Raw genomic sequence first — 14,863 nt, 5'->3', positions numbered from 1 at the left:
CCGAAGACGGGGAGTGCTGCCAAACATTAGTACATCAGGGTGAACAGGCCCTTGCCGCCTACCTTGTAGTTCAGGTCGTGGGGGCGCTCGCCCATGGGCTTGGCGCCGCTGCCGCCGACGATCTTGTAGGGCGCGATATTCTTCGCCACCAGGGTGTTGGCCGTCACCACGGCGCCGCGGCCGATGCGCACGCTGTGGCCGATCAGGGCGCGGGTGGCGATCCAGGCGTAGTCGTCGATGTGGATGGGCCCCGACACCGACCAGAACTCGGGGGCGGTAAGGTCATGGCTGCCGGCGATGATCAGCACGTGGGAGGCGATGGCCACGTGGTCGCCGATGATCAGCCCGGCGCGCGCGTCGATCTGGCAGTGCCAGGCAATCACGCTGTCATTGCCGATGACCAGGTTTTCCACGCCCAGCACTTCGGTGTTGCGCCAGATGGTCGAGCCCTTGCCGATCTTCGCGCCGCCCAAGCGCAGCCAGGCCAGGCGCACGTTGTGGCTGGGGATCTTGTTGATGATGATGTTGTAGGTCTGCTCCCACACCCGCAGCCAGCGGTCCTTGAGGGTCGCCCAGTTCTTGCCGTAGCGCGGCACCAGGGTAGTGGGGATATCCTGCCGCAGGCGCTGGTACAGGCGCTTGGCCAGGGGGTCGTCGATGGTGGTCTCGATATTCACCGAGCAGATGCTGTAGCGCGCCTGCTCACCTTCGCCCTCGGCGAACAGCACGTTGTTGCTCATGCCCCATTGGTAAACCGCTTTCAGCCGGTCGAGGGTGACGCCCAGTTCCTCGGCCAGCGAGGGCAAGCGTTCGGGGAGGTCGGTAGAGTGGAAGATGCGATGTTTCATGCCTGACAGTCCTTTGGGCGCCCACCAGTGGTCGTTTGATGAGGGCAGGCGATCCTGCCTCATGTTTGGGGTCCATCAGCAGCCAATGCGGAGCGGTAATGGCAAAGGGCCAAACAGCGGCAATCTTAGCCCAGAACGGGGCCTGGTGCCGCCCACCGTGTGTCGGCATTTATACGAGATAGAGAAATCGCAGACAACAAAAAACCCGCACTAGGCGGGTTTCTTGTGGCTTTCAGGTACTGCATGCACCACCTGAAAGCGGAAGGTGGTGCCCAGAGACGGAGTCGAACCGCCGACACGAGGATTTTCAATCCTCTGCTCTACCGACTGAGCTATCTGGGCAACGGGGCGCATTAAAAGGCTTTTTCGACCTTGCGTCAAGCACGATCGCAAAAAATTTTTAATTAATTCCTCCGCTTACGTTTTTCCGGGCTCATTCGCTCGGTGGCACGTAGCCTTCGGCCTGGGCGTAATCCTCGCCGCTGAAGAACTTGTCCATTTCGCCCTGCAGGTATTTGCGGTCTTCGGCGTTCATCATGTTCAGGCGCTTCTCGTTGATCAGCAGCGTCTGGTGCTTCTGCCAGTCGGCCCAGGCCTTCTGCGAAACGTGTTCGAAGATGTCCTGGCCCTTGGCACCCGGGTAGGGCGGGCGCTCAAGGCCTGGCAGCTCTTCTTTGTACTTGCGGCACATTACGGTGCGGGTCATGACAACTCTCCTGCATTCAAGGCATCGGCCGCGCGTTTCAGCAGTTTCTTCACCGGGGCGGCAAGGCCCAGGCGCGGCGGGGTGGCGAGGTTATACCAGAGCCAGTCGGCCTCGGCCACGTGGTGGGCCGACTCTTCGACGTGCACCAGCCACGGCGCGATGGCCAGCTGGAAGTGGCTGAAGGTGTGCGTCAACGGCTCCAGGGCCTTGGGCGCCGCCATCACCAGGGCGTGCTGGGCGGTGAGGTGCTCGATGTCCTCGTAGCGGTCCAGCTCGGGCAGGCTCCACAGCCCGCCCCACAGGCCGGTGGAGGGCCTGCGGTAAAGCAGGATGGCGCCGTCGCGGTTCATCAGCAGGGGCATCAGCGTGTGCTTGAGCGGCACGGCCTTCTTCGGCTTGGGCACCGGGTAGCGAATTTCCAGGCCCAGCATGTGCGCCTGGCAGCCCTTCTCCAGCGGGCACAGCAGGCAGCTGGGCTTGGTGCGGGTGCACAGGGTGGCGCCCAGGTCCATCATCGCCTGGGTGTAGTTGTTCACCCGGGTGTGCGGGGTGTAGCGCTCGGCGTTGGCCCACAACTGCCTGGCCACCTTGGGTTCGCCCGGATAGCCCTCTTGCGCGGTGTAGCGCGCCAGCACGCGCTTGACGTTGCCGTCCAGGATAGGCGCGCGCAGGCCCATGCTGATGCTGGCGATGGCGCCGGCGGTGGACAGGCCGATGCCGGGCAGGTCGGTCAGTTTTTCAACGTCGCGGGGGAATTCGCCGCCGTACTGCTCGACGACGATCTTCGCGGTCTTCTGCAGGTTGCGGGCGCGGGTGTAGTAGCCCAGCCCGGTCCACAGGTGCAGCACTTCGTCTTCGGGCGCCTCGGCCAGTGCCTGGACCGTGGGCAGCGAGGCCATGAAGCGGTCGAAGTAGTTCAGCACGGTGCTGACCTGGGTCTGCTGCAGCATGATCTCCGACACCCACACCCGGTAGGGGGTGATGCCCTGTTGCCAGGGCAGGTCGTGACGGCCGTTGCGGTCGAACCATTCCAGTACTGCGGTGGAAAATTGCTCTGGGTTCATCGTTTGAACAGACCTTTCAGCGTGTTTTTCAGCTCGGGGCTGACCTTGTCGCCGAATTTTTCTTCCAGTTTTTCGGTGATCCTGTCGCCGGCAACCTTGGCAGCTACCTTGCCCATGCCTTCGCGGTCGATACGGCAGGCCTTGGCCCCCAGTTCGATCGGACCGCGGCAGCGCAGTGGCCATTCAATGCCGGCGAAACGTTCGTTGACCTGGCAGGCGGGGTCGGGCATGTCGCTCTTGTCGCCGTCCACCACCACGCCCACCTTGTAGTCCATGCCCAGCACGCGCAGGTCGATGTCGCCGTCGCCGTTCACGGTAATGCCGGGGATGCGCACCTTCAGGTCCTGGTTGCTGGCCACGCCGTTGCGCACCACCACGCTGCCCTTGAGTTCCTGGAAGGGCGTGTCCTTGCCGCGCGGGGTGCTGCTCAGCTCCTTGCGGTTGAGGGTGGCGATGCCCTGGCACACCTGTTGTTCCAGGTTGGCGTTGACCAGCAGGCCGTCGGTGAGGGCGAAGTTGGCGGTGCCGTTGAGGCTGTCGATCAGTGCCTTCTGGCTGTTGCCGGTGCCGGTCAGGTTGCTGTTGAGGGTCATCAGGCCGCGCACGGGGGCGGCCTTGCCGTCCTTGCCCTTGATGAAGTGCTCGACCGGCACCTTGTTCAGCTGGGTCTGCAGCGCCACCAGCGGTTTGTCCGGGCGCACGTCGAGGCTGCCCTTGGTGCTGAAGGTGCCGTCGTAGAGCCCGCCGGACAGGTTTTCCAGGGTGATCAGGCCGCCCTGGCCCTGGGCCTTGAGGCTGGCGTCGTCGATGGGCCACTGGTGCAGGGTGAGCTGGCCGAAGCTCAGGTCGGCGGACAGCTCAAGCTTGCGCAGGCGTTCCACCGGCAGGAGCGTGTCGTTGCTCCAGGCGCCCTGGGTGGGGGCGCTGGGCAGTGGGCTGTCGCCGCCACCACCGATGGCCGTGGCCTCGGTGGTCTTGACCTCGGCGTCGCGCGCTGCGCCGGCGCTGGAGGCTTCGGCACTGGTGGGTTTCAGGTAGCGGTCGGCGTTGAACGTGTCGCCCTTGAGCTGCACGGTGATGGCTTGTTTGGCGAAGTCGGTCACCGCCAGGTTGCCGACCAGGCTGCTGCCGTCCAGCTTCACCGCCAGGTTGTTCAGCGCCAGGCTGTTGGGCGTGCCTTCCAGGCGGGTGACCATCTCGAATTGGGTCAGGCTGCCATCGGCCATGGCCGGCAGGGTCTGGTTGAGGCCGGCCATGAACGCGCGCAGGTCCATCTGGGCGATGGAAATGCCGCCACTGACCTTGGGCTCGGTGCCCAGGTCGCGGGCGTTCAGCTCGCCCAGCGCACGCAGTTGGTTGAACGACAGCTTCAGGTTGCTCCAGTCGGCCACGTTGGCGCCCATGTCGACGTTCAGGTTGCCCTGGGCCGAATAGGTCACGGTCTTGCCTTGCAGCGGGTCGCCGCTGGCTTCGCCGGCCACTTTCATGTCGCTGAACTGGTAGCGCTTCAGCGCGCGTTCCATGCGCAGCTCGCCATTGATTTCGGTGCGCGCGCGCAGGTTGGGCTGGTTGGTGCCCAGGAAGGCGGTGAGCTTGACCGGTATGTCGATGCCGTCATGCACCGCGCCGGTGCTCAGCTGGATGCTCTCGGCGCTCAGCTCGCGGCCGCTCTTGGCGTCGCTGTAATGCACGCGGGCGTTGTTCACGGTGAGGCTGTCGATGTCCAGTTTCACCGGGCGGTCGGCCTTGTCCGGGGCGCCCTGGGTGTCGGCGGCGGGGTTGGCGATGTTGGGGGTCACCACCTCGCCGGGCGCAGGCGCCTTGGGCAGTGGCTTGCCGATGTCCTGCCAGTTGCCGTGGCCGTTTTCGTCGCGGGTCAGGGTCAGGCTCAGGCCTTCCACGCGCACGTCGCTCATCTGCACTTCACGGCGCAGCAGCGGCAGCACGCGCACCGACAGGCCCAGCATCTGCAGGTCGGCGAACGGCGTGGTGGGGTTCTGCAAGGTGGCGATGCTGGCGTCGTGCAGTTCCAGGCCCAGCCAGGGGAACAGGCTCCAGCCGATGTCGCCATTGAGGGTCAGCTCGACGTGGGCCTTGTCGCGGGCCAGCTTGCGGATCTCGTCTTTGTAGTCGTTGGGATCGAAGAAGTGGGTCACGGCGAAACCGAGCGCCACAATGATCAGCAACAGCCCGAGAATACACAGCCCCAGGATTTTGCCGAACGCTTTCATGGGCGAGTCCTTGTAGTGTCGAATTCAAAATTAGCCCGCGAGTATAGCGCCACGGGCCAGGCGGCAGGGTAACCGAGTGGGCAAGTGGGGATTTGCCGCCGGGCGTACCTGTTTCAGTATATTTCTACACCCGGCTGGCTGAACGAGCAGCGCAGTTTCGGCGCAAAAAGCGATATCAGATTGCTTCTACTGTAACCATCCGATGGTAATCTTTCGCCGTTCACCGGTCAGGTTGCGGCTTTTTGTCGCGAAAAACCTGCAGCTGCCGATAAAACGATCGAACGCCAGCGTGCTTCAAGGTCGTGGGCGGCCAAGAGGGCCGTGGACCATAAAAAAATCAAAGGGGTACAACAATGAGCAGCACCATTACTGCTGGGGGAGTCGCGGCCGAACGGCCGGCGTTCTTCTCCAAGGAACGCATCATCGCCAAGCCGGGGTTCAACCGCTGGCTGGTGCCACCGGCCGCCCTGGCCATTCACCTGTGCATCGGCATGGCCTATGGCTTCTCGGTGTTCTGGCTGCCACTGTCCAAGGCCATCGGCATCACGGCGGCCACCGCCTGCCCGGCCGACATGGGCTTTTTCGACCAGGTGTTCTCGTCCACCTGTGACTGGCCGATCTCCATGCTCGGCTGGATCTACACCCTGTTCTTCATCTTCCTGGGCTGCTCGGCGGCTATCTGGGGCGGTTGGCTGGAACACGCCGGGCCACGCAAGGCCGGCACCGTGTCGGCCATCTGCTGGTGCGGCGGCCTGCTGATTTCGGCGCTGGGCGTGTACACCCACCAGATCGCGCTGATGTGGCTGGGCTCCGGGGTAATCGGCGGTATTGGCCTGGGCCTGGGCTATATCTCGCCGGTATCGACCCTGATCAAGTGGTTCCCGGACAAGCGCGGCATGGCCACCGGCATGGCGATCATGGGCTTCGGCGGCGGCGCCATGGTGGGCGCGCCCCTGGCGGCGGCACTGATGAGCCACTTCGCTACCCCTGGCAGCGTCGGCGTGTGGCAGAGCTTCGTGGCCATGGCGGCGATCTACTTCGTGTTCATGCTCGGCGGTGCGCTGTCGTACCGCGTGCCGCCTACCGGCTGGAAGCCCGAGGGCTGGACCGCGCCGGTCAAGAAAGCCAGCAACGCGATGATCACCCACCGCCATGTGCACGTCAGCGTGGCGTGGAAAACCCCGCAGTTCGCCCTGGTGTGGCTGGTGCTGTGCCTGAACGTGTCGGCCGGCATCGGCATCCTCGGCATGGCCTCGCCGCTGCTGCAGGAAGTGTTCGGCGGCAAGCTGCTGGGCCTGGACCTGACTTTCAGCCAGCTCAGCGCGGCGCAACTGGCCCAGATCGGCGCCATTGCCGCCGGTTTCACCGGCCTGCTCAGCCTGTTCAACATTGGCGGGCGCTTCTTCTGGGCCTCGTGCTCGGACTTCATTGGCCGCAAGAACACCTACTTCGTGTTCTTCGCCCTGGGCGTGGCGCTGTACGCGCTGGTGCCGAACCTCGGCCACCTGGGCAACATCGCCCTGTTCGTGGCGGCGTTCTGCGTGGTGCTGTCCATGTACGGCGGCGGTTTCGCCACCGTGCCGGCGTACCTGGCCGACCTGTTCGGCACGCAAATGGTCGGTGCCATCCACGGCCGCCTGCTGACCGCCTGGGCCGCTGCCGGCGTGCTGGGCCCGGTGCTGGTGAACTACCTGCGCGAGTACCAGCTGAGCATCGGCGTGGAACGCGCCGCGGCCTACGACATCACCCTGTACATCCTCGCCGGCCTGCTGGTGCTGGGTTTCCTCTGCAACGCACTGGTGCGCCCGGTGGCCGACAAGCACTTCATGACTGAAGCGCAGCTGGCCGCCGAGCAGGCGCTGGGCCATGACAAGGGCGCCGACGCCAGCACCGTGCTGGAGTGGAAAGCCGCGCCGGGCAGCAAGCCGCTGGCCGTGCTGGCCTGGCTGGTGGTGGGTATTCCACTGGCATGGGGCGTGATCGTGACCCTGCAGAAAACCGCCGTGCTGTTCCACTGATACATCTTCAGGCCCCCTGAAGGGCGCCTGAACCTGTGGGAGCTGGCTTGCCAGCGAGCTTTTAAAGCCTGAAAAGCTCGCTGGCAAGCCAGCTCCCACAAACGCACCGGTCAGTTCATGTCAGCCTTTTGTTTCTGTTTGGCGCCCGCCCGGCCTATAATGTCTGCCTTTTTCGCCCAATGATTTTGCGGAGCTGGTGATGGCCGAACGTAAGGCGTCCGTCGAGCGCAACACTCTGGAAACCCAGATCAAAGCCTCGATCAACCTGGATGGCACCGGAAAGGCCCGATTCGATATCGGGGTACCCTTCCTTGAACACATGCTCGATCAGATCGCCCGTCACGGGCTGATCGACCTGGACATCGAGTGCAAGGGCGACCTGCATATCGACGACCACCATACCGTCGAGGACGTGGGTATCACCCTGGGCCAGGCGTTCAACCAGGCCATCGGCGACAAGAAAGGCATCTTCCGCTACGGCCATGCCTACGTGCCGTTGGACGAAGCGCTGTCGCGCGTGGTCATCGACTTCTCCGGCCGCCCAGGCCTGCAGATGCACGTGCCGTACACCCGCGCCTCCGTCGGCGGCTTCGACGTTGACCTGTTCCAGGAATTCTTCCAGGGCTTCGTCAACCACGCCAACGTCACCCTGCACATCGACAACCTGCGTGGGCACAACACCCACCACCAGATCGAGACCGTGTTCAAGGCGTTCGGCCGTGCACTGCGCATGGCCATCACCCTGGACGAGCGCATGGCCGGGCAAATGCCTTCCACCAAAGGTTGCCTGTAATGCAGACGGTAGCGGTTATCGACTATGGCATGGGCAACCTGCACTCGGTGGCCAAGGCCCTGGAGCACGTGGGTGCCGGCAAGGTCCTGATCACCAGCGACGCTGCGGTGATCCGCGAAGCCGACCGCGTGGTGTTCCCCGGCGTGGGCGCGATTCGCGACTGCATGGCCGAGATCAAGCGCCTGGGCTTCGACGCCCTGGTGCGTGAAGTCAGCCTGGACCGCCCGTTCCTGGGCATCTGCGTGGGCATGCAGGCCCTGCTGGACCACAGCGAAGAGAACGACGGCGTCGACTGCATCGGCCTGTTCCCCGGCAACGTGAAGTTCTTCGGCAAGGACCTGCACGAAGACGGCGCGCACCTGAAGGTGCCGCACATGGGCTGGAACGAAGTCACCCAGAGCGTCGACCACCCGCTGTGGCACAACATTCCGGACCTGGCGCGCTTCTACTTCGTGCACAGCTACTACATCGCCGCCGCCAAGGCCGGCCAGGTAGTGGGTCGTGGGCACTACGGCGTCGATTTCGCCGCGGCCCTGGCCGAAGGTTCGCGCTTTGCCGTGCAGTTCCACCCGGAGAAGAGCCATACCCATGGCCTGCAGCTGCTGCAGAACTTCGCCGCCTGGGACGGCCGCTGGTAATGAGCAAGAAGAAACCGCCGATCCTCACGCTCACCCCCGAGCAGGAAAACGAAGCCACCACGAAGATCAAGCGCTTCATGGAGGACCGTTTCGAACTGGACCTGGGGTCGTTCGAGGCGGCGGAGATTCTTGAGCTGTTTACCCGTGAAATTGCTCCGCACTATTACAACAGGGCGATTTTCGATGTTCAGGCGCACCTCAAGGAGCGTTTCGAGAGCATTGAAAGCGACCTGTGGGCGCTCGAGAAAAACTGATCTCGAGCATCGCTGAAAAATCGAATTGAAGGTTTGCCAGATGCTGATTATCCCCGCTATCGATCTCAAAGACGGTGCCTGCGTACGTCTGCGCCAGGGCCGCATGGAAGATTCCACGGTGTTCTCCGATGACCCGGTGAGCATGGCTGCCAAGTGGGTGGAGGGCGGCTGCCGCCGTCTGCATCTGGTCGACCTGAACGGCGCCTTCGAAGGCCAGCCGGTCAACGGCGAAGTGGTCACCGCCATCGCCAAGCGCTACCCCAACCTGCCGATCCAGATCGGCGGCGGCATCCGCTCGCTGGAGACCATCGAGCACTACGTGAAAGCCGGCGTCAGCTACGTGATCATCGGCACCAAGGCCGTGAAAGAGCCCGAGTTCGTGGCCGAGGCCTGCAAGGCCTTCCCAGGCAAGGTCATCGTCGGCCTGGACGCCAAGGATGGTTTCGTCGCCACCGACGGCTGGGCTGAAGTGAGCAGCGTGCAGGTCATCGACCTGGCCAAGCGCTTCGAAGCCGACGGCGTCAGCGCCATCGTCTACACCGACATCGCCAAGGACGGCATGATGCAGGGCTGCAACGTGCCGTTCACCGCTGCCCTGGCCGCGGCCACGAAGATCCCGGTCATCGCCTCCGGCGGCATCCACAACCTGGGTGACATCAAGGCCCTGCTGGACGCCAAGGCCCCTGGCATCATCGGCGCCATCACTGGCCGTGCCATCTACGAAGGCACCCTGGACGTCGCTGAAGCCCAGGCGTTCTGCGATTCCTACAAAGGCTGAGGACTGACCCATGGCGCTGGCCAAACGCATCATCCCTTGCCTGGACGTGGACAACGGCCGCGTGGTCAAGGGCGTGAAGTTCGAGAACATCCGCGACGCCGGTGACCCGGTGGAAATCGCCCGTCGCTACGACGAGCAGGGCGCGGACGAAATCACCTTCCTGGACATCACCGCCAGCGTCGACGGCCGTGATACCACCCTGCACACCGTCGAGCGCATGGCCAGCCAGGTGTTCATCCCGCTGACCGTGGGCGGTGGCGTGCGCACCGTGCAGGACATCCGCAACCTGCTCAACGCTGGTGCCGACAAGGTGTCGATCAACACGGCGGCGGTGTTCAACCCCGAATTCGTCGGTGAAGCCGCGCAGCACTTCGGTTCCCAGTGCATCGTGGTGGCCATCGACGCCAAGAAGGTCTCCGGCCCGGGCGAAACCCCGCGCTGGGAGATCTTCACCCACGGCGGCCGCAAGCCTACCGGCCTGGACGCAGTGGAGTGGGCGATGAAGATGGAAGGCCTGGGTGCCGGCGAGATCCTGCTGACCAGCATGGACCAGGACGGCATGAAGAACGGCTTCGACCTGGGCGTCACCCGCGCCATCAGCGACGCGCTGGGCATTCCGGTGATCGCTTCGGGCGGCGTCGGCAACCTGCAGCACCTGGCCGACGGCGTGCTCGAAGGCCACGCCAGCGCCGTGCTGGCGGCCAGCATCTTCCACTTCGGCGAATACACCGTGCCGGAAGCGAAGGCGTTCATGGCCAAGCAGGGCATCGTCGTCCGCTGATACAGGCTGTGGGAGCTGGCTTGCCAGCGAGCTTTTGGGGTCTCCAACAGCTCGCTGGCAAGCCAGCTCCCACAGGTTTAACGATTTGTGGGTAATGGCAAATTGCCTTAGTGTTGTATTCGACAGCCATGGATTTGGGGCTCGACTCTCATGAAGCGTTTTGCATTCGCCTTTCTCGCCAGTGTCAGCCTGTCGTTTGCCCTGGGCGCCCGCGCCGAGGTGCCAGCCGACTACTCCATGGTGCTGCTGACCGAGAATTTCCCGCCGTACAACATGGCCGCCAACGGCAAGAACTTCGCCCGGGAAGAGAACATCCAGGGCATCGCCGCCGACGTGGTGCGCGAGATGTTCAAGCGCGCCGAAATCCCCTACAGCATGACCCTGCGTTTCCCCTGGGACCGCATCTACAAGCTGACCATGCAAAGCCCCGGCTACGGCGTGTTCGTCACCGCGCGGCTGCCCGAGCGCGAGCAGGCGTTCAAGTGGGTGGGCCCCATCGGGCCTGACGACTGGATTCTGCTGGCGCGTGCCGACAGCAAGCTCAAGCTCGACAGCCTGGCCCAGGCCCGGCGCCTGAAGATAGGCGCGTACAAGGGCGACGCTATCGCCGAGACCCTGACCCGCGAGGGCATGCACCCGGTGATCGCCCTACGTGACCAGGACAACGCCCAGAAGCTGCTGGATGGCGAGATCGACGTGTGGGCCACCGGTGACCCGGCCGGGCGCTACCTGGCGCGGCTGGAAGGGGTGAGCGGGCTCAAGACGGTGTTGCGCTTCAACAGCGCGCAGCTGTACCTGGCGCTGAACAAGGACACCCCGGACGAGGTGGTGGCGCGCCTGCAGAAGGCGCTGGACCAGATGCGCAGCGAAGGCATCGTCGACGACATCATGTCCCGTTACCTTTAACCCCGCCCCGTAGCAGCTGCCGAAGGCTGCGTCCGTGCCCATCATTGCGGTGCCCCGGGACGCAGCCTTCGGCAGCTGCTACATCCTGTGGGAGCTGGCTTGCCAGCGAGCTGTTGGGGCCTTAAAAGCTCGCTGGCAAGCCAGCTCCCACAAGACAGTTGCTGCTACGGGACGGGTGTTGGAGCGGGTGCTGGCGCTGGCGCTGGTGCCGGGGTATAGGTGCCCCCCTTGCCATGCGCCGGCATCGCCCGGTTCGAGCGCACGGCAATCATCTGCCGCACCGGAATCCAGTCGATGCCCTGGCCCTTGAGGTCGGGCAGCTCGCGGGCCAGCACGTCCATGGTCACCGGGTAAGGGTGGCCGATCACTACCACCGAGCCGAACTTCTGCGCATGGGCAATGGCCGTGTGCAGCTGCTTGGCCACGGCCTCGGGGGTGCGCACGTCATCCAGGAACACGTCCCGCGACACGTGCGCCAGGCCGATCTCCTGGGCCTTGGCCGCGGCCACGGTGGCGGCGCTGGTGCGGCTGTCGACGAAGAACAGGTTGCGCTGCTGCAGCTCGCCCATGAGCATGGCCATGGCCTCGGGCTGCGAGGTCATCTTGCTGCCTTCGTGGTTGTTCATGCCGGCAGCGTAGGGCACGGCCTTGAGCGCCGCCTGCAGGCGCGTGCGCAGTTCGTCCATGGGCAGGTCGGGGTGCCAGGCGAACGGCCCGGTGGCCGGGTCCATGGGCATGTGCACGATCACCGTCTTGCCGGCCTTGTGCGCCTCGCGGGCGAAGTCGGCGGCGTGCGGGGTGTCGGGCATCACCGCCAGGGTGACCGGGCCTGGCAGCGCCAGGGCGCGACGGTCCCGCGGCAGGTTCTGCCCCAGGTCGTCGATGATCAGCGTGAAGTAGGCCTTGCGGGGCTTGGCGTCGCTGCTGCCCGGCGTGGCGTGGGCCAGGCCGGACAGGCAGCACAACAGGGCGAGGAATACAGCGCGTAGAGGCATCACTTGTTACGAGTGACGCTCAGGCCCTTGAGCAGCGACAGCGCCTGGCTCAACTGGAAGTCGCCGTCCTGCGGGCGGGCCTTCTGCTTGCCGATCGGCGCCTGGCCGGACGGGCGATCCTTGCCGCCGTTGCCGTTGCCCAGGTGACCCTGCAGGTCGGCTTCCTTGAAGTTCTCGTTGTCGGCGGTGTCGTTGGTGACCTTGCCCTGGCGCACGGTCACGTCAGGCACGATGCCCTGGGCCTGAATGGAACGGCCGTTGGGCGTGTAGTACAGCGCCGTGGTGATCTTCAGCGCGCGGTCATTGTTGAGCGGCAGCACGGTCTGCACCGAGCCCTTGCCGAAGCTGTCGGTGCCCATCAGCACGCCACGCTTGTGGTCCTGCAGGGCGCCGGCAACGATTTCCGAGGCCGAGGCGCTGCCGCCGTTGATCAGCACCACCAACGGCACGCCGTCGCTTTCGTCGTGGCCGGTGGCCGAGAAGCGCAGTTCGGAGTTGGCGATGCGGCCCTTGGTGTACACAATCAGGCCGCTGCTGATGAAGTGGTCCACCACTTCCACGGCCGCCTGCAGCACGCCGCCGGGGTTGTTGCGCAGGTCCAGCACCAGGCCGTTGAGCTTCTTGCCGTTGTCCTTGCGCAGCTTGGCCAGGGCCTTGGAGACTTCCTCGCCGGTCTTGACCTGGAATTGGGTGATGCGGATGTAGCCGTAGCCGTCTTCCAGCAGCTGCGCCTTCACGCTCTTGACCTGGATGACCGCTCGGGCCAGGGTCACGTCGAACGGGTTGCCGCCGTTGCGCACCAGGGTCAGGGTGATTTTCTCGCCGATCTTGCCGCGCATCTTGTCCACGGCCTCGGTCATGGACTGGCCGCGGGTAGGCTGGCCGTTGATCTTCACGATCAGGTCGCCGGCCTCGATGCCGGCGCGGGTGGCCGGGGTGTCGTCGATGGGCGAGACCACCTTGATCACGCCGTCTTCCGCGCCCACTTCGATGCCCAGGCCGCCGAATTCGCCGCTGGTGCTTTCCTGCAGCTCCTGGAAGTCTTCCGGGCCCAGGTAGGCGGAGTGCGGGTCAAGGTTGCTGAGCATGCCCTTGATGGCGTTTTCCAGCAGGGTCTTGTCGTCCACCGGCTCCACGTAGGCGGCCTTGATGCGGTCCATCACCTCGGCGAAGGTGCGCAACTCGTCCAGCGGCAGCGGTGCCTTGGCCGGGTCGGCGGCGGCCGCGGCGGGTGCCGGGGCGGTCGTGGTGGTGGCGGCCAGGTGCGCAGGCTCCGCCGCACGGGCGAGGGGGGCGCCGATCACCACGGCGATCGTCAGGGCCAGCGAGGTAAGGCGGGGCAAGTGCAGCATGACGAACGAACTCCTGATTCTGGTTTTGCGCCTTTCGGGGCATTGGCGCGCCGTCATTCACGACGGCCTTGACGCCCTTGTTGTGGTGCCGACTTCAGCCGCGGCACCATTGCGAAGGATCGCTGGGGCGACCTTGCTGGCGAACGGCAAAATACAATGCCGAGGTGTCCTGCCCACCACTATTGCCAACCGTCGAGATAGCCTCGCCGGCCTTCACGACATCCCCGGCGCCCTTGAGCAGGCTCTGGTTATGCCCGTACAACGTCAGGTAGCCATCGCCGTGGTCGAGAATCACCAGCAGCCCGGCACCGCGCAGCCAATCGGCGAACACCACGCGGCCGCCATGCACGGCATGCACCTGGGTGCCGGCCGGTGCGCTGATCATGACACCATCCCACTTGGTGCGGGCGTCATCACCGCGAGTTTCACCAAAGCGTGCCAACAATCGACCATCGACAGGCCACGGAAGTTTGCCCCGGCCTGCAGCAAACGGCCCGCCGTAGCTGGCGCCGCCACTGGAGACTAGTGCACCCGGCGTGGTTTTGGCACGTTTTGGCGCGTCATCGGCCTTGGCCTGGGCGTTTTCACGCTGGCGCTGCTTCTCGGCCTCCTGGGCCGCCAGCAGGGCTTTCTGCCGCGCTTCCTCGGCTTCGCGGGCCTGGCGGGCCAGGGTTTCCTCGATGGTCTTGAGCACCTTGGCCAGGTCTTCCTGGTCCTGCTGGCGCGCGGAAAGCTTCTGGTCCTGCTGCTTGTAGCTGTCGTTGAGCTTGGCCAGGGCGGCCTGGCGCTCCTTGCGGACCTTGTCCAGGTCCTGGCGCTGGCTGTCCAGGCTGCTTTGCTGGGCCAGCAACGCTGCCTGCTGGCCGGCGATGTCCTGTTCGACATTGGCCAGCTGGCGCAGGGTCTCGTTGAACTGCTTGAGCTGCGCCATGCGCGCGGTGCTCATGTAGTCGTAATAGGTCAGCGTCCGGGCGAATTTCTCCGGATTCTGCTGGTTGAGCAACAGCTTGAGGTATTCCTGGCGGCCGCCCTGGTAGGCAGCGCGGGCCTGGATGGCGATCAGGCGCTGTTGTTCAGTCTTGCTTTGCTGGAGTTGATCTTTTTGCTGGGCTAGGCGATCCAGCTCGCCTTGGGTCTTTTTTAGTTCCGTTTGCAGGGCCTCCACCTGCTTCTCCAGCTTGCCCATCTGCGTTTCAGTTCCGCGCAGGTCTTTCTGCACGCCGTTCTTTTGTTCCTGTACCTGGCTGAGTTGTTTTTTCAGCTCGGCGATGTCCTGCTTGGTGGCGTCCAACTGCTGTTGGGTTTGCTCACGGTCGTCGGCGTAGGCCGTACTCAGCAGGCCGGCTAGGGCTAGGGCTATCAGTGCACGAAGCATGGGGGTGGGCGATACCAGTGTGGAGACGGGCCTAGTATGCCCGCCGCGGCTTGCAAAAAAAACGTCCGTGCGGCAACTGCCGGACGTTTCATCCAGGGCGCGGGGGGCAGGGCGCTGGCACCGG

Annotated in this window: 14 protein-coding genes and 1 tRNA gene; 7 read left to right on the top strand and 8 right to left on the bottom strand. The window is 64.6% G+C overall.

Annotated elements, in window-relative coordinates; genetic code table 11:
• Positions 1-26: 26 nt before the first annotated feature.
• The 5 genes from ACWKWX_RS06230 to ACWKWX_RS06210 all read right to left on the bottom strand — a co-directional run bounded on the left by ACWKWX_RS06230 (position 27) and on the right by ACWKWX_RS06210 (position 4,849).
• The gene (locus ACWKWX_RS06230) at positions 27-848 is read right to left on the bottom strand and encodes an acyltransferase (protein WP_416421980.1); all 822 of its coding nucleotides are present in this window, start codon (positions 846-848) and stop codon (positions 27-29) included.
• A 266-nt stretch (positions 849-1,114) separates the two neighbouring features.
• Positions 1,115-1,190, bottom strand: a tRNA-Phe gene (locus ACWKWX_RS06225).
• A gap of 91 nt (positions 1,191-1,281) precedes the next feature.
• Complete coding sequence (locus ACWKWX_RS06220) at positions 1,282-1,554, bottom strand: oxidative damage protection protein (protein ID WP_008367870.1); 273 nt, start codon at positions 1,552-1,554, stop codon at positions 1,282-1,284.
• Positions 1,551-2,618 carry an A/G-specific adenine glycosylase gene (gene mutY, locus ACWKWX_RS06215; RefSeq protein WP_483827227.1) on the bottom strand — a complete coding sequence of 356 codons (1,068 nt, stop codon included), beginning with the start codon at positions 2,616-2,618 and terminating at the stop codon, positions 1,551-1,553. Before mutY ends, ACWKWX_RS06220 begins: the two co-directional genes overlap by 4 nt.
• Positions 2,615-4,849, bottom strand: a complete 2,235-nt coding sequence (locus tag ACWKWX_RS06210; protein ID WP_483827226.1) for an AsmA family protein — start codon at positions 4,847-4,849, stop codon at positions 2,615-2,617. Before ACWKWX_RS06210 ends, mutY begins: the two co-directional genes overlap by 4 nt.
• A gap of 353 nt (positions 4,850-5,202) precedes the next feature.
• Here ACWKWX_RS06210 and ACWKWX_RS06205 point away from each other — a divergent pair, with 353 nt between their 5' ends.
• The 7 genes from ACWKWX_RS06205 (at position 5,203) to ACWKWX_RS06175 (ending at position 11,017) form a co-directional block, all read left to right on the top strand.
• A complete protein-coding gene (locus ACWKWX_RS06205; RefSeq protein ID WP_416421983.1) occupies positions 5,203-6,867 on the top strand; it encodes an OFA family MFS transporter in 1,665 nt (554 codons plus the stop codon).
• A gap of 199 nt (positions 6,868-7,066) precedes the next feature.
• Positions 7,067-7,660, top strand: coding sequence for an imidazoleglycerol-phosphate dehydratase HisB (hisB, locus tag ACWKWX_RS06200; protein ID WP_008367877.1), 594 nt, complete (start codon positions 7,067-7,069; stop codon positions 7,658-7,660).
• On the top strand, positions 7,660-8,298 hold the full coding sequence (gene hisH / locus ACWKWX_RS06195; protein ID WP_416421984.1) for an imidazole glycerol phosphate synthase subunit HisH: 639 nt from the start codon (positions 7,660-7,662) through the stop codon (positions 8,296-8,298). The genes hisB and hisH overlap by 1 nt, the downstream gene beginning before the upstream one ends.
• Positions 8,298-8,552, top strand: coding sequence for a DUF2164 domain-containing protein (locus ACWKWX_RS06190; protein ID WP_416421985.1), 255 nt, complete (start codon positions 8,298-8,300; stop codon positions 8,550-8,552). The genes hisH and ACWKWX_RS06190 overlap by 1 nt, the downstream gene beginning before the upstream one ends.
• 40 nt (positions 8,553-8,592) lie before the next feature.
• Positions 8,593-9,330 carry a 1-(5-phosphoribosyl)-5-[(5-phosphoribosylamino)methylideneamino]imidazole-4-carboxamide isomerase gene (gene hisA, locus ACWKWX_RS06185; RefSeq protein ID WP_416421986.1) on the top strand — a complete coding sequence of 246 codons (738 nt, stop codon included), beginning with the start codon at positions 8,593-8,595 and terminating at the stop codon, positions 9,328-9,330.
• Between the two features lie 10 nt (positions 9,331-9,340).
• Complete coding sequence (gene hisF / locus ACWKWX_RS06180; protein WP_416421987.1) at positions 9,341-10,111, top strand: imidazole glycerol phosphate synthase subunit HisF; 771 nt, start codon at positions 9,341-9,343, stop codon at positions 10,109-10,111.
• A 150-nt stretch (positions 10,112-10,261) separates the two neighbouring features.
• Positions 10,262-11,017, top strand: coding sequence for a substrate-binding periplasmic protein (locus ACWKWX_RS06175; protein WP_416421988.1), 756 nt, complete (start codon positions 10,262-10,264; stop codon positions 11,015-11,017).
• Between the two features lie 164 nt (positions 11,018-11,181).
• On the opposite strand, the gene ACWKWX_RS06170 is transcribed toward ACWKWX_RS06175, so the two are convergent.
• The 3 genes from ACWKWX_RS06170 to ACWKWX_RS06160 all read right to left on the bottom strand — a co-directional run bounded on the left by ACWKWX_RS06170 (position 11,182) and on the right by ACWKWX_RS06160 (position 14,739).
• Positions 11,182-12,012 carry a divergent polysaccharide deacetylase family protein gene (locus tag ACWKWX_RS06170; RefSeq protein WP_473005124.1) on the bottom strand — a complete coding sequence of 277 codons (831 nt, stop codon included), beginning with the start codon at positions 12,010-12,012 and terminating at the stop codon, positions 11,182-11,184.
• Positions 12,012-13,364 (bottom strand): S41 family peptidase, encoded by a 1,353-nt coding sequence (locus ACWKWX_RS06165; protein ID WP_416421990.1) that lies wholly within the window; start codon positions 13,362-13,364, stop codon positions 12,012-12,014. The genes ACWKWX_RS06170 and ACWKWX_RS06165 overlap by 1 nt, the downstream gene beginning before the upstream one ends.
• 94 nt (positions 13,365-13,458) lie before the next feature.
• Entirely contained in the window at positions 13,459-14,739 is a 1,281-nt protein-coding gene (locus ACWKWX_RS06160; protein WP_416421991.1) for a murein hydrolase activator EnvC family protein, read from the bottom strand.
• Between the last annotated feature and the right edge of the window lie 124 nt (positions 14,740-14,863).

Source organism: Pseudomonas imperatae (assembly GCF_057128625.1).
This window is presented reverse-complemented; position numbering and strand designations above follow the sequence as displayed.